The following is a 21,183-nucleotide window of genomic DNA, read 5'->3' as shown; positions in this document are numbered from 1 at the left end:
CCCACCGAACCCAACCCCAGGCACAAGCAGAAAAATGTAAAATCCCCACCCAAGCCCCCAACAAACACGATCTCCGGAACCCCCATATGCGTGTATCCCAATTCCCCCTGGCCACCCTCAAGGAAACCCCGGCCGATGCCGAGGTGATCAGCCACCAGTTGATGCTGCGGGCCGGCTACATCCGCCGCCTCGCCTCGGGGCTGTACACCTGGATGCCCCTGGGGCTGAGAGTATTGCGGCGGGTGGAGGCCATCGTACGCGAGGAAATGGATCGCGCCGGGGCGCTGGAAGTGCTGATGCCCGCCGTGCAACCGGCCGAACTGTGGCAGGAATCCGGCCGCTGGGAACAGTATGGACCGGAACTGTTGAGACTCAAGGACCGCCACGACCGCGACTTCTGCTTCGGCCCCACCCACGAAGAAGTCATCACCGACCTGGTGCGCAGGGAGATCAACAGCTACCGGCAACTGCCCGTCAACTTCTACCAGATCCAGACCAAGTTCCGGGATGAGATCCGCCCCCGCTTCGGCATCATGCGCGCCCGGGAATTCCTCATGAAGGACGCCTACTCCTTCCACACCAACCCCGAGAGCCTGCAAGAGACCTACCAGGCCATGTACGAGGCATACACCCGCATCTTCCAGCGCTGCGGCCTGGACTTTCGGGCCGTGCAAGCCGATACCGGCTCCATCGGCGGCCATCACTCCCATGAATTCCATGTACTGGCCGATTCCGGTGAAGACGCCATCGCCTTCTCCAACGGCAGCGACTACGCCGCCAACGTGGAACTGGCCGAAGCAACCGCCATTGGTCACGAACGCCCCGCCCCCAGCCAGGAAATGCGCATCGCGGACACCCCCAACGTCCGCACCATCCAGGACCTGGTGGACGGCTTCGACCTGCCGGTGGAAAAGACCATCAAGACCCTGGTGGTGGCAGCCTCCCAGGAGAATGCCACCCAACTGGTGGCCCTGCTGGTGCGCGGAGACCACGAACTCAACGCCCTCAAGGCAGAAAAACTGCCCCAGGTCGCCAGCCCCCTGCGCATGGCCAGCGAAGTGGAAATCCGCGCTGCCATCGGCGCCGGACCCGGCTCCCTGGGGCCGGTCAACCTGCCCATTCCCTGCATCGTCGACCGCTCCGTGGCCATGATGAGCGACTTCGCCGCCGGCGCCAACCAGGACGGCAAGCACCTGTTCGGCATCAACTGGGACCGGGACACCCCCCTGCCCGAGGTGGCCGATCTGCGCAACGTGCAGGAAGGCGACGCCAGCCCCGACGGCCAGGGCAAAGTGGTGATCCGCCGCGGCATCGAAGTGGGCCATATCTTCCAGCTAGGGGAAAAATACAGCCGGGCCCTGGATGCCACGGTGCTCGACGAACAGGGCCACAGCCAGATGATCACCATGGGCTGCTACGGCATCGGCGTCTCCCGGGTGGTGGCGTCAGCCATCGAACAGAACCACGACGAGCGGGGCATCATCTGGCCCGAGGCGCTGGCGCCCTTCCAGATCGCCCTGTGCCCCATCAACGCCCACAAGTCCCAGCGACTGCGCGACGCCGTGGAAGGACTCTATCGGGAACTCACCGAGGCAGGATTCCAGGTACTGTACGACGACCGGGGCGCACGACCGGGGGTCATGTTCGCCGACATGGAACTGATCGGCATCCCGCACCGGGTGGTGCTGGGCGAGAAGGGACTGGATGCCGGCGAAGCGGAATACAAGGGACGACGGGATGGGGAAGCCACCATGGTGGCGCTGGACGGACTGGTGGCGTTCCTCAAGGAGCGCATGCAGGCCGCGTGAGGCCGATGCCCACCTGACAGGACACCCCCGGGCCACCCGACCGCGGCCCGGGGGACGGGCGTCAGATCCCCAGGTAGGCTGCCCTCACCTGTTCGTTCTCCAGCAACTCCTCACCCCGCCCTTCCAGGACCACCTTCCCTGCCTCCAGCACATAGCCCCGATGGGACACCGACAACGCCTGGGCGGCGTTCTGCTCCACCAGGAAGATGGTGATCCCCTCCTGGTTGAGTTCCCGGATGATATCGAAGATCTCCTCCACCACCAGCGGCGCCAGCCCCATGCTGGGCTCATCCAGCAACAGCAGTCGAGGCCGGGCCATGAGGGCGCGACCAATTACCAGCATTTGCTGCTGACCACCGGAAAGCGTGCCCGCCAGTTGACGCTGCTTCTGGCGCAGGATGGGAAAGCGCCCGTACACCCGTTCCAGATCCTGATCCACCTCCTTGCCATGCCCGCGGGTGTAGGCCCCCATGAGCAGGTTGTCGTGCACCGTCATGTCACGAAAGACCTGCCGGCCCTCCGGGACCTGGACGATGCCCTGCGCCACGCGGCGGTGTGAAGGCCAGCGGCGCAGATCCTCCCCCTCGTAGGTCATGCGCCCGGCGTCCACCGGCTGCAGCCCGGAAAGGGTCATCAGCAGGGTGCTCTTGCCAGCGCCATTGGCCCCCACCAGGGAGACAATCTCACCACGCCGGATGGTCAGGTCCACTTCGTGCAGCACCTGGATGCGCCCATAGGAGGACACCAGACCCTGGATGGCCAGCATCTCGTGGCGATCCGGTGGAGCCTCCAGGCGGGTGGGATGACTGATCCCCAGCCCCCCCACGTGCTCCGGCGCCAGGTTGATGATGCGGTGGCGCAGGTCGCGGAACTCCTCCCGCACCCGCTCACCGAACAGGGGATCGTTGTACTGGTCCCGGGCCTCGGCGATGGCCGTCCAGTCCGCCTCGTTGAGCACCTTCAGGGCCTGGGGTATGAGGATCTGCTCTTCCAGCAGGATGTGCCGGCGCAGGGTATGACTGAATCGGTCCAGGGCCGCACACAGCTCATCGCGCCCCTCGGGCCAGTGCTCCACACAGCGGTGCAGCAGCACGCGCAGGTGCTGCAGGGCGTCGTGGGCCGTCAGATAATCCGCCTCCAGCTCATCCAGCTCCTCGAAACCCCCACCCGCCCGGGCCCGCAGGCGCTCGAAAAGCAGGATCTCGTTGGGACGGCTCTGCACCCGCTCCGAGTAATGCTCGAAATAATCCAGGATGGCATTGATCAGCACCTCGTCCGGCTCGGTGCCCTGCTGATCCATGTCCTGTTGCAGGCGTTCCAGCAGCAGGATGATGCGCCACAGGTTCAGGTGCTCCTCGGAGATCGTGCCCGTGGCTCGCTGACTGGCGGTCTTGTTCGGCTCGTTCATGGCCCTCACCCCCCCAGGTAGGCGGCAATGACATCGGGATTGTGGCGTACTTCCTGCGGCGTCCCCTCTGCCAGCTTGCGGCCGTAATCCAGCACCAGCACCTGATCGGAGACAGCCATGACCAGCTTCATGTCATGCTCCACCAGCACCACGGTCACCCCCTGATCGGCAACGCGCTGGATCAGGCGCTCCAGGGCGGCGGTTTCGGCGCTGTTCAGGCCCGCTGCCGGCTCATCCAGCAGCAGGATGCCCGGCTCCGTGGCCAGTGCCCGGGCGATCTCCAGGCGCTTGAGGGCACCATAAGGCATGGCCGAGGCCTCTGCCTCCAGGTAAGCCTCGCAACCCACGAAGCACAGCAACTCCCGCGCCTGCTCCCGGCAGGCCCGCTCGCTGCGCCGCAGGGAGGGCCAGCGCAGCAAGGCGGCGAGAAAGTTGCGCTTGAGGTGAAGATGCCGGCCCAGCATGACATTTTCCACCGCAGACATATTCATGCAGATTTGCAGGTTCTGAAAGGTGCGGGACATGCCGAGCCGGGCCAGGCGCTCAGGGGGCATGCCCTGTACCGATTGTCCGTTGAGCAGCACCTCCCCCTGATCCGGTTGGTAAAGACCGGTGATCAGATTGAACAGGGTGGTCTTGCCTGCCCCGTTGGGGCCGATCACGGAATGGATGGTGCCGGCACGGATATGAAAGCTCAGATCCTCCACCGCATGCACGCCGCCAAAGGCCTTGCTCAAAGATAGCACCGCCAGATCTGCACCGGCACGCCTGACGTTGCCCGCATCAGGCTCGGCGGACGCATTCTGTGACAATACGGCATTCATGCGCTCACCCCCCCGGACCCGACGACCGGACACCCGCCGGCCAATGACGTTTTACCAGGGCGCTCAGGGTGGGCAGCAAACCCTTGGGCATGAAGATCATGGTGAGCATCAGGATGAGGCCGAACATCATCATCTCGTACTCGTGAAAGTCGGTAAGCAACTGGGGCAGCAGCAATAGCAGGACGGCCCCGATGATCACCCCGTAGGTGGACCCCATCCCCCCCAGCACCACCATGGTGATCAGCTCGATAGAGTGTTCGAAGGTGGCCAGCTGCGGTGTGATGAAGCCGGTGTAGTGGGCGAAAAAACTCCCCATGACGCTGGCATACACCGCCGAGATCACGAAGATCAGCAGCTTGTAGTGACTGGTATCCACCCCCACGGTGCGGGCCGCCACCTCGGAGCCATGCACTGCGCGCAGGGCCCGGCCGATGGGGGAGTCGATCAGATTCTGCGCAATCCACACCGCCAGCACGAGCAGGACCCCAGCCAGGGCATACCAGGCGTGGGTACCCGAGATGACCAGCCCGAAGAGGTGGTATTCATCGAAGATGCTCAGTTCAAAGCCCATCAGCGACAGGGGTTGAACCGGAATCCCATCGGGCCCTCCGGTGAGCCAGCCCTCGTTGTTGATGACGATGGCGATGATGATGCCCAGGCCCAGGGTGGCCATGGATAGATAATGCCCCTTCAGGCGCAGGATGGGGCGCCCCACCAGCCAGGCCAGGGTGGCCACCAGCAAGGCCGCGCACAGCAGGGCCGGCACCGGCGTCCAGCCGTAGGTACCCGTGAGAATGGCACTGCCGTAGGCCCCCATGGCAAAGAAGGCCGCGTGCCCCAGACTCACCTGTCCTGCATAGCCCACCAAAAGGTTGAGCCCCACCACGGTGGCCGCGATCAGGGCCATCTGGGTGGCGATATCCAGATAGAACTCGTCGTTCAGAATGATGGGCACCAGCAGCAGGACGAGCACCAGCACCGGCAGACCCGGCATCTTCGAAGGCATGGACAAACGCATCACACCCGCTCCGCCACACGGCTACCGAACAGTCCACGGGGCATGAACAGCAGGATCACCAGGATGAGCAAAAAGGCCACCGCGTCCTTGTAATCGGAGGAGATGTAACCGGCGGTCATGGCCTCGGCAATACCCAGCAGCAGACCGCCCACCACGGCACCCACGCCGCTGCCCAACCCGCCGATGGCCGCGGCCACGAACCCCTTGAGGCCCAGCATGATGCCAATGTCGTAGGAGGTCAGCGTGATGGGCGCGGCCACCGCGCCGGCCACGGCGCCAAGAATGGCCGCCAGGGTGAAGGCCAGCATCACCACAAACTGGATGCGCACCCCCATGAGACGGGCGGCCTGCTTGTTCATGCAGGTGGCCAGGATGGCCTTGCCCAGCAAGGTGCGCTTGAAGAACAGGGCCAGCACCAGCACCAGGACGGTGGCAATGCCCAGCACCCACAGGCTCTGGGTGTACATCACCGCCCCCATCACCTCGATGGATGCCCGCTCACTGAAGGAAGGCAGGGCATGGTACTCCTTGCCCCAGATCACCTGGGCGATGCCCCTGAGGAAGATGGCAGCACCGATGGTGATGATGATCAGGGTGACCACATCCGCCTGCCGGGCCGTGGCGATGGCGAACCGATGCAGGAGCGCGCCCAGCACCGCCGCCAGGAGGATCGCCATGGCAATGGCCAGAGGCATGGGCAGCCCCATGGCCATGAAGGCCAGGGTGGCCATGCCACCGATCATGATGAACTCGCCCTGGGCAAAGTTGATCACATGGCTGGCGTTGTACACCAGGGTGAACCCCAGGGCCACCAGGGCATAGATGGCACCGGTGGTGACGCCAGCGAACAGGTACTGTAGGAACTCGGCAAACATGCGGGACTCGAGGCAGGCTAACAAGGGTCATATGGAACACCCGGGTCAGGAGTCACCCGGGCGCCCATGCACTGAGGGACACGGGGTTCAGTCGATCAACGCCCAGCGACCATCGCGAACCTCCAGCAAACGGAAGGATTCCGGCTCAAGACCGTTGTGATCCTCCGGCGTCATGTTGAAGACACCGGTCACTCCGACGAAATCCTGGATCGATTCCAGGGCTTCGCGAATGGCCTCGGGGTCGGTACTGCCCGCCTGCTCGATGGCGTGAACGGCCAGGTGCAGGGCATCGTAGGCGTAACCGCCAAAGGTGGACACGGAAGTATTCCAGCGCTCCTCGTAGGCCTCCTTGTAACCCTGCACCACCGGCTTCTGCGGGTCGTTATCCGGCAATGCATCAGGCACCAGAAGCGCGGAGGCAGGCAGGCGCACCCCTTCGGCGGCCGGTCCGGCCAGATCCAGGAAGCGGTCGGAGGCCACGCCGTGGGACTGGTACAAAGGCAGATCAATGCCCAGGTGGGCATAGTTGCGCGTGACAATGGCCGGACCCTGACCAAAACCGAAATTGAATACCGCCTCAACGCCCTCGGTGTTGCGGATACGGGTGAGCTGTGAGGTCATGTCCGTATCCTGGGGGCCGTAGGTCTGATCCGCCACCACCTGGATCCCGAACTGTTCCACCACTTCCAGGGTCTGTTCCCGACCGGAACGACCAAACCCGTCGGTGCCGGAGATCAGGCCGATGCGCGTGATGCCGCGCGCCTGCATGTCGCTCAGGACACGCTCCGCCGCCATGCGATCCGACTGCGGGGTCTTGAACACCCAGGGACGCACGGGTTCGACAATGGTGAGGGCGCCGGCCATGGAAATCATCGGTGTGCGGGCCCGCTCGGCCAGGGGCACAGCGGCCATGGTGGTGCCGGTGGTACTGCCGCCGATGAGCACGTCCACGCGATCGCGGCGGAGCAGACGATTGGCGAAGTTGCGGGCCTCGGAGGCACTGCCACCATCATCATAATGGATGAGTTGCAGAGGCCGACCCAGCACCCCGCCCGCCTCATTGATGCGCTCCACATACATCTCCAGGGTCTTGAGTTCCGGGTCACCCAGGAAGGATGCGGGACCGGTGGCGGAGACGAAGGCGCCGATGCGTATCGGACCTTCGGAGGCCGGGGCGGGCCCGGCAAGGGCCAGGGCAAGGAGGGTCGTGACAGCGGCCATGCCGCGCAGCAAGCTCTTCTTGTTCACCGGGTACTCCAGTCTGTGGGGGGGTGGCCAGATGGAAAAACCCGCTAATAAAACCACAAATTTGTCATAGGTGGCTAGGGGCGCCGCCCGAGCACCCCTATTTCAGGCTGGACAGGAGGGTCTCGATGGCCCGATCGAAGACCGGTACATCCTCGATGATTCGCGCCCGACCGGCGCGGAACTCGGCGGCCAGGGCGTGGGAAGTCATCTCACGGACCTTCAGACCCTGACGATTCACAAAGAAGTACTTGCCGCTGATGAGGCTTTTCCAGGACAACTTGATCCGCTCGGGCTGGTTCTCCGCATCCAACAGTTCCAGCCAGGTACCCTCGGCCAGTTCCCGGGCGGTCATCAGATGCAGATCCTCCACGGAATCATCTCCAGCGCCCTCGCCTTCGGACGCCTCCGGGGTGCTCTGACCCGGCACGCTGAAGCGCCCTTCGGAGATCAGCTGGTTGATTTCCGCTACCTTGCGAGCCATGAAGGAACGACCATCATGGATATCCGCCGCCGCGCCCTCGGCCGGGGTCTCGCGGGCCGGTGACTGAAGAAGCGGATCCGCGGCAGGCTTCGCCTCCCCGCTGGTTGGCGCGGGGTCGACAGCCTGCTTGCGGGTGGAGGGTGTCGCCGCCACCTCCTCCAGGTCGGGCGCCACCGCAGCGGCATCCCCGGCAGGCATCGGCGTCTTCACCATGCGCGTGTGTTCCCGAGCCAGCAGGGCCATGACTTCCTGCTGTTCCTCCGGCGGCCGGGACATGCGGGCCATACCGTCCTGGAGGGCCTTGAGCAAGGAGGGCAACAGACCCGTGAGTTGATCTCTTTCGTCCTGCCGCTCCTTGGGGATGAGACTCCACACCAGCAGTGAGGCCACGTTCAAGGCCTTCTGCCACAATTGGCTGTGCTGACCGTTTCTGAGGTAGATCAGCACCAGCAATTCCTTCCAGGTGTGGCGCAACAGATGCTCGATGGGTTCGGGCAGGGTACGCCCATCGATCACCCGCTCGATGGCCTCGTCCGCAACGCCCCTGGCCAGCAGCAGATTCTCGCGACCCTGGGTGGCCAGGGCCGCCTGCTCCTCCCGTTGGGCGGCCCGCTCGGCCTGCTGGGCACAGAAATCCTGCAGATCCTGGAGAACCTCCTCGAAGATACCCACATCGTCCTCGAAGTCATTCAGCAGGCGCTCCACCAGGGACTCGATCTTGACCCGCAGGCCTTCCTCCTCATCGGCGGCCTCGGACCAGCCCACGCCCACCCGGGACAGTTCCGTGAGCAGGCGGCGGGCAGGGTGGCGCTTGCGGCTGAAAAAGCCCTTGTCCAGCAGGGCCACCTTGAGTACGGGAATCTGCAGACGGCCTATGAGTTCCTTGATGGGAGCCGGCAGCGCCGGGTCATCAAAGATGAATTCGAACAGCATGGCGACGATATCGATGGCCGACTCGTCCATGCCGTTCAGGGCGACGGCCTGATCTCCACCGGTGTTCAACGCACCAACCACGGCCCCCTTGAGTTCGGCAGCTCCACCCCCTGCAACGCCCATCTGCCCCCGGGAGGGCAGCGAGGACAGGGCGGCGATCACCGACCCCATATCGGCCGTGACCGCCCTGCCCTGGCCCGAAGCGGCGCCGCCCGTGCCGGAGCCTCCCCCGGGCACACCGGCACCCATGCCCCCGGAGCGTCCACCCTGGTGGATTGACCCCTGCGCGTCCCGACGACCTACCCAATGCCGCAGCAGCGCCACCAGATCGCCCTCATCATCCTCGCCGTCGACACCATAGGCACCCGAGTCCATCTCCGCTTCGTCCCCGAAGCCCTCCGGGGCATCCCTGCGAGACTCGGAAACGGGCCGTCCTTCCCGGCTCTCGTGTCGCAGGTCCGGGAGGATGCGCATTTCCACCAGGTAGCGATTGATCTCGTGGTACAACGGAGCCAGGCGGGAGACCACGAACTGATCAAACAGCTTGAAGATGATCAGACGGATGCGGATATCCACATCCAGCACCTGCATGGCATCCCGAAACCCCCGACAGAACGCCACGGGGTCCACCGGGTTATCCTCCTCGCTCAAGCGGGATCGCTCCATCACCGCAGCCAGACGACGCTCAATGGCGTGCAGGTCATGCTCGTTCAGGCGCCGCGCCTTGCCCACCATGCCATCGATGGCCAGGTTTTCCTCCAGTTCCTCATCGTCCACCAGACTGAGTTCATCCGGTTCGGCGGTGGGGGACCGCGACGCTGCGGGCCTGGCGCGCAGGCATTGATCGAAGACCCGTGCCATCTGGGTGGCGTACTCGCTCTCCATGGTGGAGCGCTGCCGGCGCAACTCCCGCATGGCGTCGAAATAGGCCGTCTGGGAGCGATTGTCCTCGGCCTTCTCCGCCAGCTTGAAGAGGGCGTCGTCGGCGTTATCCAGCATCTCCCGCAGCAGTGGTTCCACGTGACGGGTAGACAGGTTCCGGCAATGGCCCAGGATCTGAATAGGCATGCGCCCCCCCGCCTTTGATTGACCTGGGGCCTTGAACGCGACCACGTTGTGTACGGCTTTCTCGTTCATGGCGATAACCTGGGGTTGCTTGGAACCGCTCCCGGCGCGGTTGACTTCAGTGTCTTATAGTCCATAGTTAGGCTTGGGAAACGCGACAAAATTCAAATTTTTTCGAGACCAATCAAGCGCATGGGCGACCTTTCAGACAAGCGGTTCGATCTCGGCGACCTGTTGAAGGACGTGTCGCACCTGATATCCCCGCCGGAAATCATCATCCGGCTGCGCCAGGCGCTGGAGGCGCCCCACTCTTCGGCCAACAGCATTGCCGCCATTGTGACACAGGATCCCAACCTGAGCGCCCAGGTGCTGCACCTGGCCAACTCGGCCATGTACGGCCTGCCCAACCGGATTGATACGGTCTCCCGGGCCATATCCATCATCGGCACGCGCGCCCTTTATCACCTGGCGCTGGCAGTAAGCGCAACGAACACTTTCTCGCGCCTGCCCTGCGAACTGGTCAATGTGGCGGTGTTCTGGCGTCACAGCATCTTCACTGCCCTGGTGGCCCGCTCGCTGGCCCAACGCTGCCACGTACTGCATCCGGAGAGGCTGTTCGTGGCAGGCCTGCTGCACGATGTGGGCAGCCTGGTGCTGTACAGCCGTTATCCCGAGGAGTTGCGGGAGGCCCTGATGATCTCCCGGGGCAATGAACAGGTGCTGGCGGAGCAGGAGCGGGAGGTCCTGGGATTCGATCACGCAGACGTGGGCGGGGAGCTGCTGCGCATCTGGGGCCTGCCACCGGTCCTGCAGGAAGCGGTGGGTCGGCATCATCGGCCTGGCGCCGCTCACCAGGCCAGCCTGGAGGTATCGGTGGTGCACCTGGCCGATGCTCTGAGCAATCGCACCGAGCACGGCAGTTTCAGTGAATATGGTGGCTATGCGTGCCTGGTGGATCCAGGCATCTGGACAACACTGAAATTGGAGGAAGAGGACACGGACGACATCTGGGACGAGATCACGCCCCAGTTCCTGGAAATCCTCACCGTCATCCTGCCCAGGGCCAGGGCCTGAGACAGGATGGCCCAGCACCTCAGCGGGTGTGAAACCCCGACTCCACCGGCCCGGCAAAGGCCTCGCAGTCGAGACTGTCCACCCTCGCCTGGGGTGGTCCCTGGCGCAGCCATTGCCTGAGCGACTCCAGCGCAGCTTCCGGGCCTCGGGCCACCACTTCAACCCGCCCATCCGGCAGGTTCATGGCATATCCATCCAGTCCCAACTCCCGTGCCTTGCCCTGGGTGGACGCCCGAAAGAACACGCCCTGCACACGGCCTGATACCCAGCAGCGCATGGTCTGGTGGTTGGTCTGCGACATGATGTTTGACTCCGTATCCGGCTGTCTTTCGACAGGTGGGCACAACGTGGAAGGGCCCGCCAAGGCGGGCCCTTCCATCAAGTACTGCGGCATTGGTCATGTTCGGGCCCGAAGCCCCCCAGGATCAACGCTTGGGAGACAGCCCATACTGTTCCAGGTAGCGCAGGTCAGAGCGCTCCACCGGGCCGACCTGCCAGGCGCCCCGGGTGCGGGCATGCCGTACCGCCTCGTCCACGTCGGCCGATGCCGGATTCCGCTCGATCCGCAACTCTTGCCCCGGGAAGATCAGGTCGGCATCGCGGATCTGGTCCACGTTGGCGCGGTAGATCAGGGGCCACTGGTAGGGGTTGCCGTACACGGAACTCTTGCCAGAGATTTTCCAGAGGCTATCACCCCGCTCCACGTGATACGACATGAAACTGGGCTCAGGTTCCGGCTCCGGCTCGGCCGGAGGCGGTGCAGGCTCGGGGGTGGGCTCTGGAGCCGGCTCAGGGGCACGGGCAAACAGCTGCGGATCGCAGGTCTCGTTGGCTCGCTCTTCGGTCCAGTAGCCGGTGCGCCAGCAGTCCCCGGCGGCGCTTCTCACATGCTCGCCACTTGCATCCACCAGGTAGGCTGTTCCTACAGGGGTCTCCGACACGGTGGCGCAGCCCGACAGCAGGGCCGCGGACACCACGCCCGCCAAAAGTATCGTGTTCTTTTTGGTTTTCACGGCCACAGACTCCCTTTTTTGATCTTGGTAAGCGAGACAAAGGGGACGCCCCCCGATGCCTGTTATTCTAGACGATCCCGCAGCGCAACGCGAACCGCACGACGGGGTCAATCCCCGGACCGAATGCGGGCCTCAATGGCCAGACGCTTGGCCTCCTTGGCCTTGTAGCGTGCTGAGCGGTACTCACCCTGCTGCAACCGGGTTTCGGCCTGCTCCAGCAGTTCTCGGGAACGCTGATAGGTGTCGCCCGCAAGGTCGGGGGCCCGAGCCTCCTCGGCTGCCCTCAGGGCCTGCCGGGCATCACTCATCTCCTGAACGGGCGGCGTGGTGGCACAGCCCGACAGCATCAGCACGGCCCCCACAAGCAGGGCCAGGGCGTATAATATGGCGCGACGCCGGCCGGCAGGGCGGGGAAAGAAAAGCAGCATGCGATTAGAGTTCACGATGGCGTCTGAGGCTCCCGTGAGAGATGTAAGGACACTAGCATCAGACTACAAAACCGTCAAGGCAACAACCACCTACAGACAAAACCTTTGACGACTGTTTAAATACGGTTCGTCCCATGGCCCAGCAGGAGTGAGCATGACACTCAATCCCCAGGCAGAAATCCTTGTCGTCTATTACAGCCGCTACGGCGCCACCGCCACGATGGCTCGCCACGTGGCGCGCGGCATTGAGGAGGTGGCCGGGTGCACCGCCCGACTGCGTACCGTCCCGACGGTATCCACCACCTGCGAGGCCGTGGAGGATGCCATCCCGGCGGACGGCCCACCCTACGCCACCATGGAAGACCTGCAGGCCTGCGACGGCGCAGCCTTCGGCACGCCCACGCGCTTTGGCAACATGGCGGCGCCCCTCAAGTACTTTCTGGACCAGACCAGCAACCTGTGGTTCTCGGGTGACCTGGTGGGCAAGCCGGCGGGCGTATTCACCTCCACCGCCACGCAGCACGGCGGCCAGGAATCCACCCTGCTGAGCATGATCAACCCATTGCTGCATCATGGCATGCTCATCGTCGGCGTGCCCTACTCGGAGGCCGCACTGACCGAGACCACCTCCGGCGGGACGCCCTACGGCCCCAGTCATGTCTCGGGCCCCAAGGGAGACAACCCCTTCACGGAACACGAACGGATACTCTGCCATGCGCTGGGCCGCCGCCTGGCCCGCACCGCCCTCGCCCTGAAACAGGGTGGCGATCAAAAGGGGTGATATCGTGTCGAAGCGCAACTACCGCATGCTCACCCTGGGCGGCTTCTTCGGTCTGCTGGCCCTGATCGTGATCGCCACCACCTGGGCCTCGCCCCCGGAGGACTTCCCCCGCTCCCTGCTGCTGCTTCTGCTGGGCGGGCCACTACTGATCCCCTTGCGAGGGCTGCTGTACGGGCGCCCCCAGACCCACGTCTGGAGCAGCCTGCTGGCCCTGCCCTATGTGGTGATCGGTGTAGGCATGGCCACGACAGGCGGGCATCAGGCGTATGGGCTGCTGATGCTGGTGCTGAGTCTGGTATTTTTCGCCGGATGCCTGGGGTATGCGAAGGCCGCGCGCGGCGAGGCCGCGAAGGCCTAGTCGGCCTGGAGCACCTTGCGCACGAAAGGCAGGGTGATCTTGCGCTTGTCCCGGAGCGAGGCCTTGTCCAGGCGGTCCAGAAGCCCCATGAGTGAAGTCAGATCCCGGCGCTTGTGGCGCAGCAGGTAGTCACAGGCGTCCGGGGGCAGGTCGAAACCGCGACGGCGGGCACGGTGCACGAGCACCTCACGCTTGTGGACGTCACTGAGCTCATGGAGCTGGAACACCGGCCCCCAGAGCAGACGTGATCGCAAATCCGGGAGGGCCACGGAGAGGGACTGCGGGGCCGTGCGCGAGGCGAGCACCAGGCGCGTCCCGGCATCCCGCTGACGATTGATGAAGTCGAACAGGGCCCGCTCGAAATCTGCCGCCCTCGGCATCCGGTCCAGGTCGTCCAGAGCGATGAGATCCAGCCCCTCCCAGCCATCCAGGACGCCCGGACCACTATCGGCCAGCAGCCCCATGGGCAGATAGGCGATCCGCCCCCCCGCCCGGCAAACCTCATGGCAGGCCGCCTCCAGCAGATGCGTCTTGCCGCAGCCGGCTTCACCGAAAAGGTACACCTGGGGCTCCCCCGTGCCCTGAGCGGCCGCACGCACCGCCTCCGGGCCCAAAGGATGGTCACCGGAGTGAAAGACATCGAAAGTGGCGCCATCACGCAGCGCCACATCCAGGGTCAGTTGCTGGGTCATGACGTCACCGCGGGGGTTCAACGGTGGCACGGCCATGATTGAAGGCCTTGCGACTCCAGGCCACCACATAGGCCAGGCCGCTGCTGACCGTGGTGAAAAGCACCAGCAGGAGCATGCCATCCAGATACCAGGCCGGCAGGGAGAGCACCCCCGCACTCACGATGACCGAGAGGACCAGCACGATCTGCATGAAGGTGTTCACCTTGCTGATGAACAGCGGTTGCATCTCCAGGCTGCGCGTCACCGCCCGGAAGGCCAGGGCACCACTGAGAATGATGACCTCCCGGGCCACCACCAGGGCCACCAGCCACCAGGGCAGCAGCCCCGTCCAGGCCACGGTGAAGTAGGTGCTCACCACCAGTATCTTGTCCGCCAGCGGGTCCAGATATCCGCCCAGGCGGGTGTACCAGCCGTAGCGGCGCACAAGCCAGCCGTCCAGGGCATCGGACAGTCCGGCCAGGAGCAGCAGCCACAGCACCAGCCCGTATTGCTCGACCAGCAGCGCCCAGACAATGGGCACCGTCAGGGCGATGCGCAGCAGTGTGATCGTGTTGGGTAGTTGACGCAGACTCACCGCAGCAACCTGAATCCAAGGGCCTCGCCGGCCTCGTTTTCATCATCCAGGGATGCGGGCGCCAGGGTGGAGCCCAGCCGCGCGGCCCGTTCCAGATCCCTGGCCTCGCCACGCACCTGCACCAGGAACAGGGCCCGCTCAGCATCCAGGCCCTGGGGCTGCACACGGCTCACCGGGGCCATATTCGACAGGTACCGGCCGGCGCGCAGGTAGTCGGACAGGGAGCCGATCCCCGTCACCACGACCTTCACACCCTCCCGGTCCTGCTGCAGACCCGTGACCACCATCTGCCGGCTCAGATTATCCGCCACCTGGTCCACTCCCTGCTGCATGAGGCCTGACAGTTGACCATCCCGCATCTCCCAGCTGCCGCCGCCTTGCTCCACATGCAGTTGGAAACGCCCCTCCCAGTTGCCGCCGCGCTCACGGACACGCACCACGAGCATGCCATCGGGGCTGTAGCGGGCAGAGGCCTCGCGCAGGGAATCGTCAAACCCACCCACCACATCGGCGGGGCTGACACGGGCCTGGTCTTCCATGTCCAGCAGAGGGAAGATCAACGGCAGGCCGCGCTCGCGGGCAACACGCTCCATGGCGTGGCGTGCCTCACCGGCATCCTGATCGCCCACCAGGCGCCGCTCTTCATCATCCTGCACCAGCATCCAGACCAGCAAGGCCGGCCTGTCCCGTCCCCAGACCGGCAGACCACTGTCGCGCAGGAAACGCTCCAGGGGGGCCGTGTCAAAGCGCACCCATAGGGCATTGCTGCCGTCAGGTTGCTCCTGGTAGCGGTATTGACGGACATGACGGGGGGCCTGCTCCAGGAACCCGGCCACCCGCTCATCGTCAGCCAGGGCACGATCTCCGGTATATTTGACCAGCACCTGACCCAGGGCCCTGGAGAAGGCCTCGGCGCGCTCGGGCCGATCGCGGGTATCCACGGGCACCTGGGCCTCATCCAGGCCTGCCGGGGGCAGCGCCAGCGCGACCGGAGCCCAGGCCAGGGCGGCGAGCGCCAAAACCACGGATAGGAACGGCCGGGACTGAACAACTGATTTCATGGCACCAGGACTAGGGCTAGGGGTGTCTGTGCGGCTAAAATACCATAACTGCCGGGCCCACCGCCTCGGTTTACAGCAACACCCGGCGTCGCTAACATCACAGCCCCCGTCAGCACCCGGCAGGCACCGGTTCGCGACCCGATTGCCGGCCCTGCCCCGCCAAGCGCCAGCCGGCATCCATCCACTCAAGGACATGCACCATGGCCCAGAACGACAAACCACCCGCCCAGGGCATCCGGTACCAGGATGCTGGCGTCAATATCGATGCAGGCAATGCCCTTGTGGAGCGCATCAAGCCCCATGCCCAGCGCACCCGGCGCCCCGGCGTGATGGCGGGCCTGGGGAGCTTTGGTGCCCTGTTCGAGCTCCCCTGGCAGGATTACCGCGAACCGGTGCTGGTCTCCGGCACGGATGGCGTGGGCACCAAGCTGAAGCTGGCCCAGCAGCTGGGACGCCACGACAGCATCGGGATCGACCTGGTGGGCATGTGCGTCAATGACATCATCGTTCAGGGGGCCGAACCTCTGTTCTTTCTGGATTACTACGCCACCGGCGCCCTGGACGTGGACACCGCCGCCGACGTGGTGAAGGGCATTGCCGACGGCTGCGCCCTGGCAGGCTGCGCACTGGTGGGTGGAGAAACCGCCGAGATGCCGGGCATGTACGGAGACGGAGAATACGATCTGGCCGGGTTTGCGGTGGGCATCGTGGAAAAGTCTCGTCTGATCGACGGCAGCCAGGTGGGCCCCGGTGATGTCCTGCTCGGCCTGGAGGCCTCCGGCCCCCATTCCAACGGCTATTCCCTGATCCGGCGACTGATCGAGCTGACCGAAGCGGATCTGGACGCCCCCTGTGGCGAGGTGACCCTGGGTGAGGCCCTGATGGCCCCCACGCGGATCTATGTCAAACCCCTGCTGGCCCTGATGCAGGCCCAGCCCGTGCACGCCCTGGCCCATATCACCGGGGGCGGCCTGCTGGAAAACCTGCCCCGGGTGATGCCCGAAGGCACCCAGGCCCGGGTGAACCCGGATGCCTGGCCACGACCGGCCGTGTTCGACTGGCTGCGCCAGGCCGGGGGCGTGGAGGAACGGGAGATGCTGCGCACCTTCAACTGCGGCATCGGCATGGTGGTGGTGCTACCCTCCCAGGCGGTTGCTGCCGCCCAGGAACTCCTGAAGAACGAGGGCATCAACAGCTGGCGCCTGGGTGAGATCGCCCCGGGCGAGGGTGCACCTCACGTGGAACTGGTACGCTGATGGGCGCTGCCGCACAGCCGGGCATCGTGGTGCTCATCTCGGGATCGGGCACCAACCTCCAGGCCCTGATCGACGCCGTGAAGGATGGCCGCATCCCCGGTTGCATTCGCGCCGTGATCAGCAACCGCCCCGGCGTGGCGGGCCTTGATCGGGCTGCCCGCGCAGGGATTCACCATGAGGTCATCAATCATCGGGATCATGGGGACCGAGAGGCCTTCGACGCTGCCCTGATGACCGGCATCGATGCCCATGCCCCGGATCTGGTGGTGCTGGCCGGCTTCATGCGTGTGCTCACTCCGGACTTCGTGGGTCATTACGCGGGCCGACTGATCAACATCCACCCATCGCTGCTGCCCGCCTACCGTGGGCTGCATACTCATGAACGGGCGCTCAAGGACGGTGTCGAAGGTCACGGCTGCAGCGTTCATTTCGTCAACACCGAACTGGACGGCGGTCCGGTGATCATCCAGGCCCGGGTGCCGGTGCTCAGGGATGACACACCCGACATCCTGGCCGCCCGCGTACAGCAGCAGGAACACCGCGTTTATCCCCAGGTGGTGCGCTGGTTCTGCCAGGGGCGGCTGACACTCGCAGATGGACAGGTAAGGCTTGATGAAAAAACCCTGCACACCCCCCTCCAGGTGGAGGCCGACACACCATTGGACGCCTGATCGGGCACCCAGGCCCCTGGCCGCGGCGCTCGCCATGGTGCTGGGCCTGGTACTGTTGCTGGCCTGTCTGCCGGTAGCGGCCCAGTCCATGCCCTTCGTCCCGCCCTCCTACACCGCGGAGTACGAGGCCCAGAAGATGGGGCTCTCGGTGGTGGGACACATCACCCTCACCCGCGAGGGGCAGTTCCTGCGATACCGCGCCCGCCTGCGACCCACCGGCGTGCTCTCCTGGGTGCGTAGTGACGAGATCATCGAACAAAGCATCATGCGCATGACGCCCGACGGCCTGCGCAGCGAGGAGTACCTCTACAGCCATACCGGCGGCAGCCGCAAGCGGCTCACCGAGAGCCGTTTCGACTGGGAGGAGTATCGGGTGAAGGGCATGCACAATGACAAGCCCTTCGAACTGGACCTGCCCCACGACGCGGTGGATCGTTTTGCCCTGCAACTGGCCATGATCAACAGGCTGCACCGGGGCGAGAAGGAATTCAGCCAGACCATCGTGGATCGCGACCGTGTTCGCACCTATCACTTCACGGTGGGAGAGCCGCGCAACATCACCACCCCCATGGGCCGGGTGGAGGCCATTCCCGTGATCCGGGAGATCGAGGATAGGGATACCACTGTCAGCACCTGGTTCGCGCCGCGCATGAACTACCTGCCGGTGCGCCTGGAGCAGGAGCAGAACGGCGATAGCGTGGTTCTCAACCTCCGCTCCCTGGAGTGGCACGACAGTCCCCGATGACATCCTCTCCCACCAGCCCACAGGGAGCCCCCATGTCCGACAACACACCCAAGGAAGTTGACCTGGCAGTGATCGGCTCCGGACCCGGCGGCTATCGGGCGGCCGTGCTGGGCGCCCTGCGGGGACTGTCGGTGGTCATCATCGAGAAGGCCGATTGGGGCGGCTGCTGCCTCAACCGGGGCTGTGTGCCCAAGAAGGACTGGTATCACACCGCCCGCCTGGTGGCCTCGCAATCCAGTTTTGCCAACCGGGGACTGGAGGGAGAACTCAAGGCCCGCATGGACCAGGCCTGGAACCATCAGCGCGCCGTGGTGGAGCACATCCGGGGCAGCTACCAGGAATATCTGCATCACCTGAAGGTGGCCACACTCACCGGCCATGCCCGTTTTCAGGATGCCCACACCCTGGTGGTAACGACTCAGCATGGCGAACAGGCCATCAGCGCCCGTCACATCATCATCGCCACCGGTGCCCATAGCCATGTTCCCCCACCGTTTGAGGCCGTGCCGGGCCGGGTGCTCACCAGCGACATGCTGTTTGATGATCCGCCACCGCCCGGGGACCGCGTCGCCATCATCGGCAGCGGCGTGGTGGCCACGGAGTTTGCCTTCATCTTCAGCCAGATGGGCAAGCAGGTCACCTGGCTGGCCCGATCACCCATGCTCCGACGCCTGAACTTCAGCCGCCCGGCCCTGACCGCCCTCCGGGATGCGCTTTCGGCCCAGGGGGTCACATTGCAAAGCGGGGTGAGCTTCGTGTCGGTGGATGTCCATGACGATGGCGTCACACTGGGGATGGAGGGCGGCGAGGCAGTGACCGTGGACTGGGTCTGCCTGGGGACGGGACGGGTGCCCCACACCGAGGGACTGGCACTGGATGCCGCCGGGGTGGAGACGGACGATGCCGGCTTTGTGCAACGGGACGGTCACCTGCGTACCAGCGCCGATCACGTATATGCCATCGGCGACGTGGCCAGCCCCTGGATGACAGCCAATCACGCCCTGTCCGACGCCACCGTGGCCATTGAAAACATCATCACCGGCAACACCCGGGAGCAGGACCCCGGGCAGGTGCCCGTGGTGGTCTACAGTGCCCTGGAACTGGCCCGCCTGGGCATGGACGAGGATGCCGCGGAGGACGCCGGCCACGAACCGGCCGTGGGGTTTGCCGCCTTCGAGACCTCCCCCTGTGCGCTGGGCCAGGATGACACGGCGGGCTTCGTCCGGCTCATCGCCGACATGGACACGGCCACACTGCTGGGGGGAGAGATCACGGGCGCCCAGGCGGGGGAGTTGATCCATCTGCTCTCCCTGGCGCCGGACCGGGAAACGGCCCTGGCCTGGATTGCCCGCGGCCGCTTCAACCACCCGGCCCGGGCCGAGGAAGTGCTCAACGCCGTGGAGACCCTGGCAGGCAAATGGGGGCTTCGTGAACCCATCTTCGGCAGTGAAACCTCTACCACCTGACGGGGCGTGGCCCCTCGCTGCATGGGCACATGTGCTGGCTCCCCACCGGCTCGGGTCTATTCCCCAGCCACCGTCAGCCCGTCAATCAGCAGCGAACCGGTGCGCACATTACCGCGCAGGTCCATGTCCGAGCCCACGGCCCGCAGGTCGCGGAACATGTCCTTGAGGTTGCCGGCCACGGTGATCTCTTCCACGGGATACTGGATCTGGCCATTCTCCACCCAGAACCCGGCCGCGCCCCGGGAATAGTCTCCGGTGACCATGTTGATGCCATGGCCAATCAACTCCGTCACCAGCAGGCCCGTGCCCATCTCGGCAAGCAGCTGCTCAAAGTCCATGGGGCCGGGGTCGATGGTCAGGTTGCGCAGTCCGCCGGCATTGCCGGTGCTCTGCATGCCCAGCTTGCGGGCCGCGTAGGTATCCAGGGCGTAGGACTCCAGTCGTCCGCCGCTGACCAGATCCCGGGCCCGGGTGGCCACACCCTCGTTGTCGAAAGGGGCACTGCCCAGGGCCCGGGGGATGTGCGGCTGCTCGTGGATGTGCACGAACTCCGGGAAGATCGGCTCGCCCAGGCGATCCACCAGGAACGAGGCCTTGCGATACACGGTGCTGCCCCGGATGGCGGCAATGAAGTGACCGAGCACGGAGCGGGCCACATCCGGGGAATACAGCACCGGGCAGCGGCGCGTGGACAGGCGACGTCCTCCCAGACGACGCAGGGCCCGGTCGGCCGCCTCCACGCCCACGGCCTGTGCCGCCTGCAGGGCGTCCCGGTGCCGGGCCACGGTGTACCAGTAGTCTCGCTGCATGTTGCCGTCATCGTCACCGGCCAGCACCGAGCAACTCAGGGAGTGCCGGGTGGTGGCATAGCCGCCCACGAAGCCGTGGGTATTACCGTAGACCGCCGTGCCACGAAAACTGTTGATTCCGGCTCCCTCGGAATTGACGATGCGCGCATCCCGCTCCCGGGCGGCCGCCTCACAGGCACGGGCAATCTCGATGCCCTCATCGGCCGTCAGACCCCAGGGATGGTCCAGGTCCAGTGCCGGGTAGTCCTGCGCCATCAGTGCCGGATCGGCCAGACCGGCACAGGGGTCCTCGGCCGTGTAACGGGCGATGCGGCAGGCTGCCTCGGCCGCCTCCCGAAGCGACTCGGGCTTGAGATCGGAGGTGCTGGCCGTGCCCTTGCGCTGCCCCATGTAGACGGTGACGGCGATGCCCTGATCCTTGTGGTATTCCAGGGTTTCCACCTCACCCAGGCGCACATTGACCGACAGCCCGGCGTCCTGGCTGGCAGCGGCCTCGGCGCTGGTGGCACCGGCGCGGCGGGCCTCGTCCAGCACCTGGCTGACGATGGCTTCCAGATCTTTCTCGTCCAGGGCCGAGGTGGTTGTTTGCGACATG

The 21,183-nt window shown here is 65.1% G+C and carries 21 protein-coding genes; 8 read left to right on the top strand and 13 right to left on the bottom strand.

Annotation, left to right across the window (positions count from 1 at the left end):
• Window positions 1-86: 86 nt before the first annotated feature.
• Entirely contained in the window at window positions 87-1,808 is a 1,722-nt protein-coding gene (locus tag LPW30_RS13255) for a proline--tRNA ligase (protein ID WP_239681098.1), read from the top strand.
• Between the two features lie 61 nt (window positions 1,809-1,869).
• On the opposite strand, the gene LPW30_RS16245 is transcribed toward LPW30_RS13255, so the two are convergent.
• From LPW30_RS16245 to LPW30_RS13225, 6 genes are all read right to left on the bottom strand, one after another.
• The gene (locus LPW30_RS16245; protein ID WP_239681097.1) at window positions 1,870-3,216 is read right to left on the bottom strand and encodes an ATP-binding cassette domain-containing protein; all 1,347 of its coding nucleotides are present in this window, start codon (window positions 3,214-3,216) and stop codon (window positions 1,870-1,872) included.
• A gap of 5 nt (window positions 3,217-3,221) precedes the next feature.
• A complete protein-coding gene (locus LPW30_RS13245) occupies window positions 3,222-4,040 on the bottom strand; it encodes an ABC transporter ATP-binding protein (RefSeq protein ID WP_084306897.1) in 819 nt (272 codons plus the stop codon).
• Window positions 4,041-4,044: 4 nt separating this feature from the next.
• A complete protein-coding gene (locus LPW30_RS13240) occupies window positions 4,045-5,046 on the bottom strand; it encodes a branched-chain amino acid ABC transporter permease (protein ID WP_239681096.1) in 1,002 nt (333 codons plus the stop codon).
• A gap of 11 nt (window positions 5,047-5,057) precedes the next feature.
• On the bottom strand, window positions 5,058-5,933 hold the full coding sequence (locus LPW30_RS13235; RefSeq protein ID WP_239681095.1) for a branched-chain amino acid ABC transporter permease: 876 nt from the start codon (window positions 5,931-5,933) through the stop codon (window positions 5,058-5,060).
• A gap of 87 nt (window positions 5,934-6,020) precedes the next feature.
• Window positions 6,021-7,181 carry an ABC transporter substrate-binding protein gene (locus LPW30_RS13230; RefSeq protein ID WP_239681094.1) on the bottom strand — a complete coding sequence of 387 codons (1,161 nt, stop codon included), beginning with the start codon at window positions 7,179-7,181 and terminating at the stop codon, window positions 6,021-6,023.
• A gap of 97 nt (window positions 7,182-7,278) precedes the next feature.
• On the bottom strand, window positions 7,279-9,663 hold the full coding sequence (locus LPW30_RS13225; protein WP_239681093.1) for a DUF1631 domain-containing protein: 2,385 nt from the start codon (window positions 9,661-9,663) through the stop codon (window positions 7,279-7,281).
• A 189-nt stretch (window positions 9,664-9,852) separates the two neighbouring features.
• On the opposite strand from LPW30_RS13225, the gene LPW30_RS13220 reads away from it, so the two are divergent.
• Entirely contained in the window at window positions 9,853-10,734 is an 882-nt protein-coding gene (locus LPW30_RS13220; protein WP_025282152.1) for an HDOD domain-containing protein, read from the top strand.
• 19 nt (window positions 10,735-10,753) lie between these two features.
• On the opposite strand, the gene LPW30_RS13215 is transcribed toward LPW30_RS13220, so the two are convergent.
• From LPW30_RS13215 to LPW30_RS13205, 3 genes are all read right to left on the bottom strand, one after another.
• Window positions 10,754-11,035, bottom strand: coding sequence for an acylphosphatase (locus LPW30_RS13215; protein WP_025282153.1), 282 nt, complete (start codon window positions 11,033-11,035; stop codon window positions 10,754-10,756).
• A 124-nt stretch (window positions 11,036-11,159) separates the two neighbouring features.
• Window positions 11,160-11,747 (bottom strand): LysM peptidoglycan-binding domain-containing protein, encoded by a 588-nt coding sequence (locus LPW30_RS13210; RefSeq protein WP_026623684.1) that lies wholly within the window; start codon window positions 11,745-11,747, stop codon window positions 11,160-11,162.
• 107 nt (window positions 11,748-11,854) lie between these two features.
• Window positions 11,855-12,175: a DUF4398 domain-containing protein gene (locus tag LPW30_RS13205; RefSeq protein WP_239681092.1), complete on the bottom strand. Its 321-nt coding sequence runs from the start codon at window positions 12,173-12,175 to the stop codon at window positions 11,855-11,857.
• A 154-nt stretch (window positions 12,176-12,329) separates the two neighbouring features.
• On the opposite strand from LPW30_RS13205, the gene wrbA reads away from it, so the two are divergent.
• Entirely contained in the window at window positions 12,330-12,956 is a 627-nt protein-coding gene (wrbA, locus tag LPW30_RS13200; protein ID WP_025282156.1) for an NAD(P)H:quinone oxidoreductase, read from the top strand.
• Window positions 12,957-12,960: 4 nt separating this feature from the next.
• The gene (locus LPW30_RS13195; RefSeq protein ID WP_419397966.1) at window positions 12,961-13,314 is read left to right on the top strand and encodes a DUF2069 domain-containing protein; all 354 of its coding nucleotides are present in this window, start codon (window positions 12,961-12,963) and stop codon (window positions 13,312-13,314) included.
• On the opposite strand, the gene hda is transcribed toward LPW30_RS13195, so the two are convergent.
• The 3 genes from hda to LPW30_RS13180 are packed head-to-tail and all read right to left on the bottom strand — an operon-like array spanning window position 13,311 to window position 15,641.
• Complete coding sequence (gene hda, locus LPW30_RS13190; RefSeq protein ID WP_026623681.1) at window positions 13,311-14,006, bottom strand: DnaA regulatory inactivator Hda; 696 nt, start codon at window positions 14,004-14,006, stop codon at window positions 13,311-13,313. The two genes, LPW30_RS13195 and hda, sit on opposite strands and share 4 nt — an antisense overlap.
• Window positions 14,007-14,010: 4 nt before the next feature.
• A complete protein-coding gene (locus LPW30_RS13185; RefSeq protein ID WP_025282159.1) occupies window positions 14,011-14,580 on the bottom strand; it encodes a CDP-alcohol phosphatidyltransferase family protein in 570 nt (189 codons plus the stop codon).
• Window positions 14,577-15,641, bottom strand: coding sequence for a DUF2066 domain-containing protein (locus LPW30_RS13180; protein ID WP_158407561.1), 1,065 nt, complete (start codon window positions 15,639-15,641; stop codon window positions 14,577-14,579). The genes LPW30_RS13185 and LPW30_RS13180 overlap by 4 nt, the downstream gene beginning before the upstream one ends.
• 200 nt (window positions 15,642-15,841) lie before the next feature.
• Here LPW30_RS13180 and purM point away from each other — a divergent pair, with 200 nt between their 5' ends.
• The 4 genes from purM to LPW30_RS13160 are packed head-to-tail and all read left to right on the top strand — an operon-like array spanning window position 15,842 to window position 19,779.
• Window positions 15,842-16,897 carry a phosphoribosylformylglycinamidine cyclo-ligase gene (gene purM, locus LPW30_RS13175; protein WP_025282161.1) on the top strand — a complete coding sequence of 352 codons (1,056 nt, stop codon included), beginning with the start codon at window positions 15,842-15,844 and terminating at the stop codon, window positions 16,895-16,897.
• On the top strand, window positions 16,897-17,568 hold the full coding sequence (purN, locus tag LPW30_RS13170; protein ID WP_025282162.1) for a phosphoribosylglycinamide formyltransferase: 672 nt from the start codon (window positions 16,897-16,899) through the stop codon (window positions 17,566-17,568). The genes purM and purN overlap by 1 nt, the downstream gene beginning before the upstream one ends.
• 34 nt (window positions 17,569-17,602) lie before the next feature.
• The gene (locus tag LPW30_RS13165; RefSeq protein ID WP_025282163.1) at window positions 17,603-18,313 is read left to right on the top strand and encodes a DUF3108 domain-containing protein; all 711 of its coding nucleotides are present in this window, start codon (window positions 17,603-17,605) and stop codon (window positions 18,311-18,313) included.
• A gap of 32 nt (window positions 18,314-18,345) precedes the next feature.
• Window positions 18,346-19,779: a dihydrolipoyl dehydrogenase family protein gene (locus LPW30_RS13160; protein WP_239681091.1), complete on the top strand. Its 1,434-nt coding sequence runs from the start codon at window positions 18,346-18,348 to the stop codon at window positions 19,777-19,779.
• A gap of 56 nt (window positions 19,780-19,835) precedes the next feature.
• Here LPW30_RS13160 and pmbA read toward each other — a convergent pair whose 3' ends face one another.
• Window positions 19,836-21,182, bottom strand: a complete 1,347-nt coding sequence (pmbA, locus tag LPW30_RS13155; RefSeq protein WP_238624061.1) for a metalloprotease PmbA — start codon at window positions 21,180-21,182, stop codon at window positions 19,836-19,838.
• Window position 21,183: the final 1 nt, after the last annotated feature.

The sequence above is a fragment of the Ectothiorhodospira variabilis genome (assembly GCF_022227625.1).
Taxonomy (GTDB): Bacteria; Pseudomonadota; Gammaproteobacteria; order Ectothiorhodospirales; family Ectothiorhodospiraceae; genus Ectothiorhodospira; species Ectothiorhodospira haloalkaliphila.
This window is presented reverse-complemented; position numbering and strand designations above follow the sequence as displayed.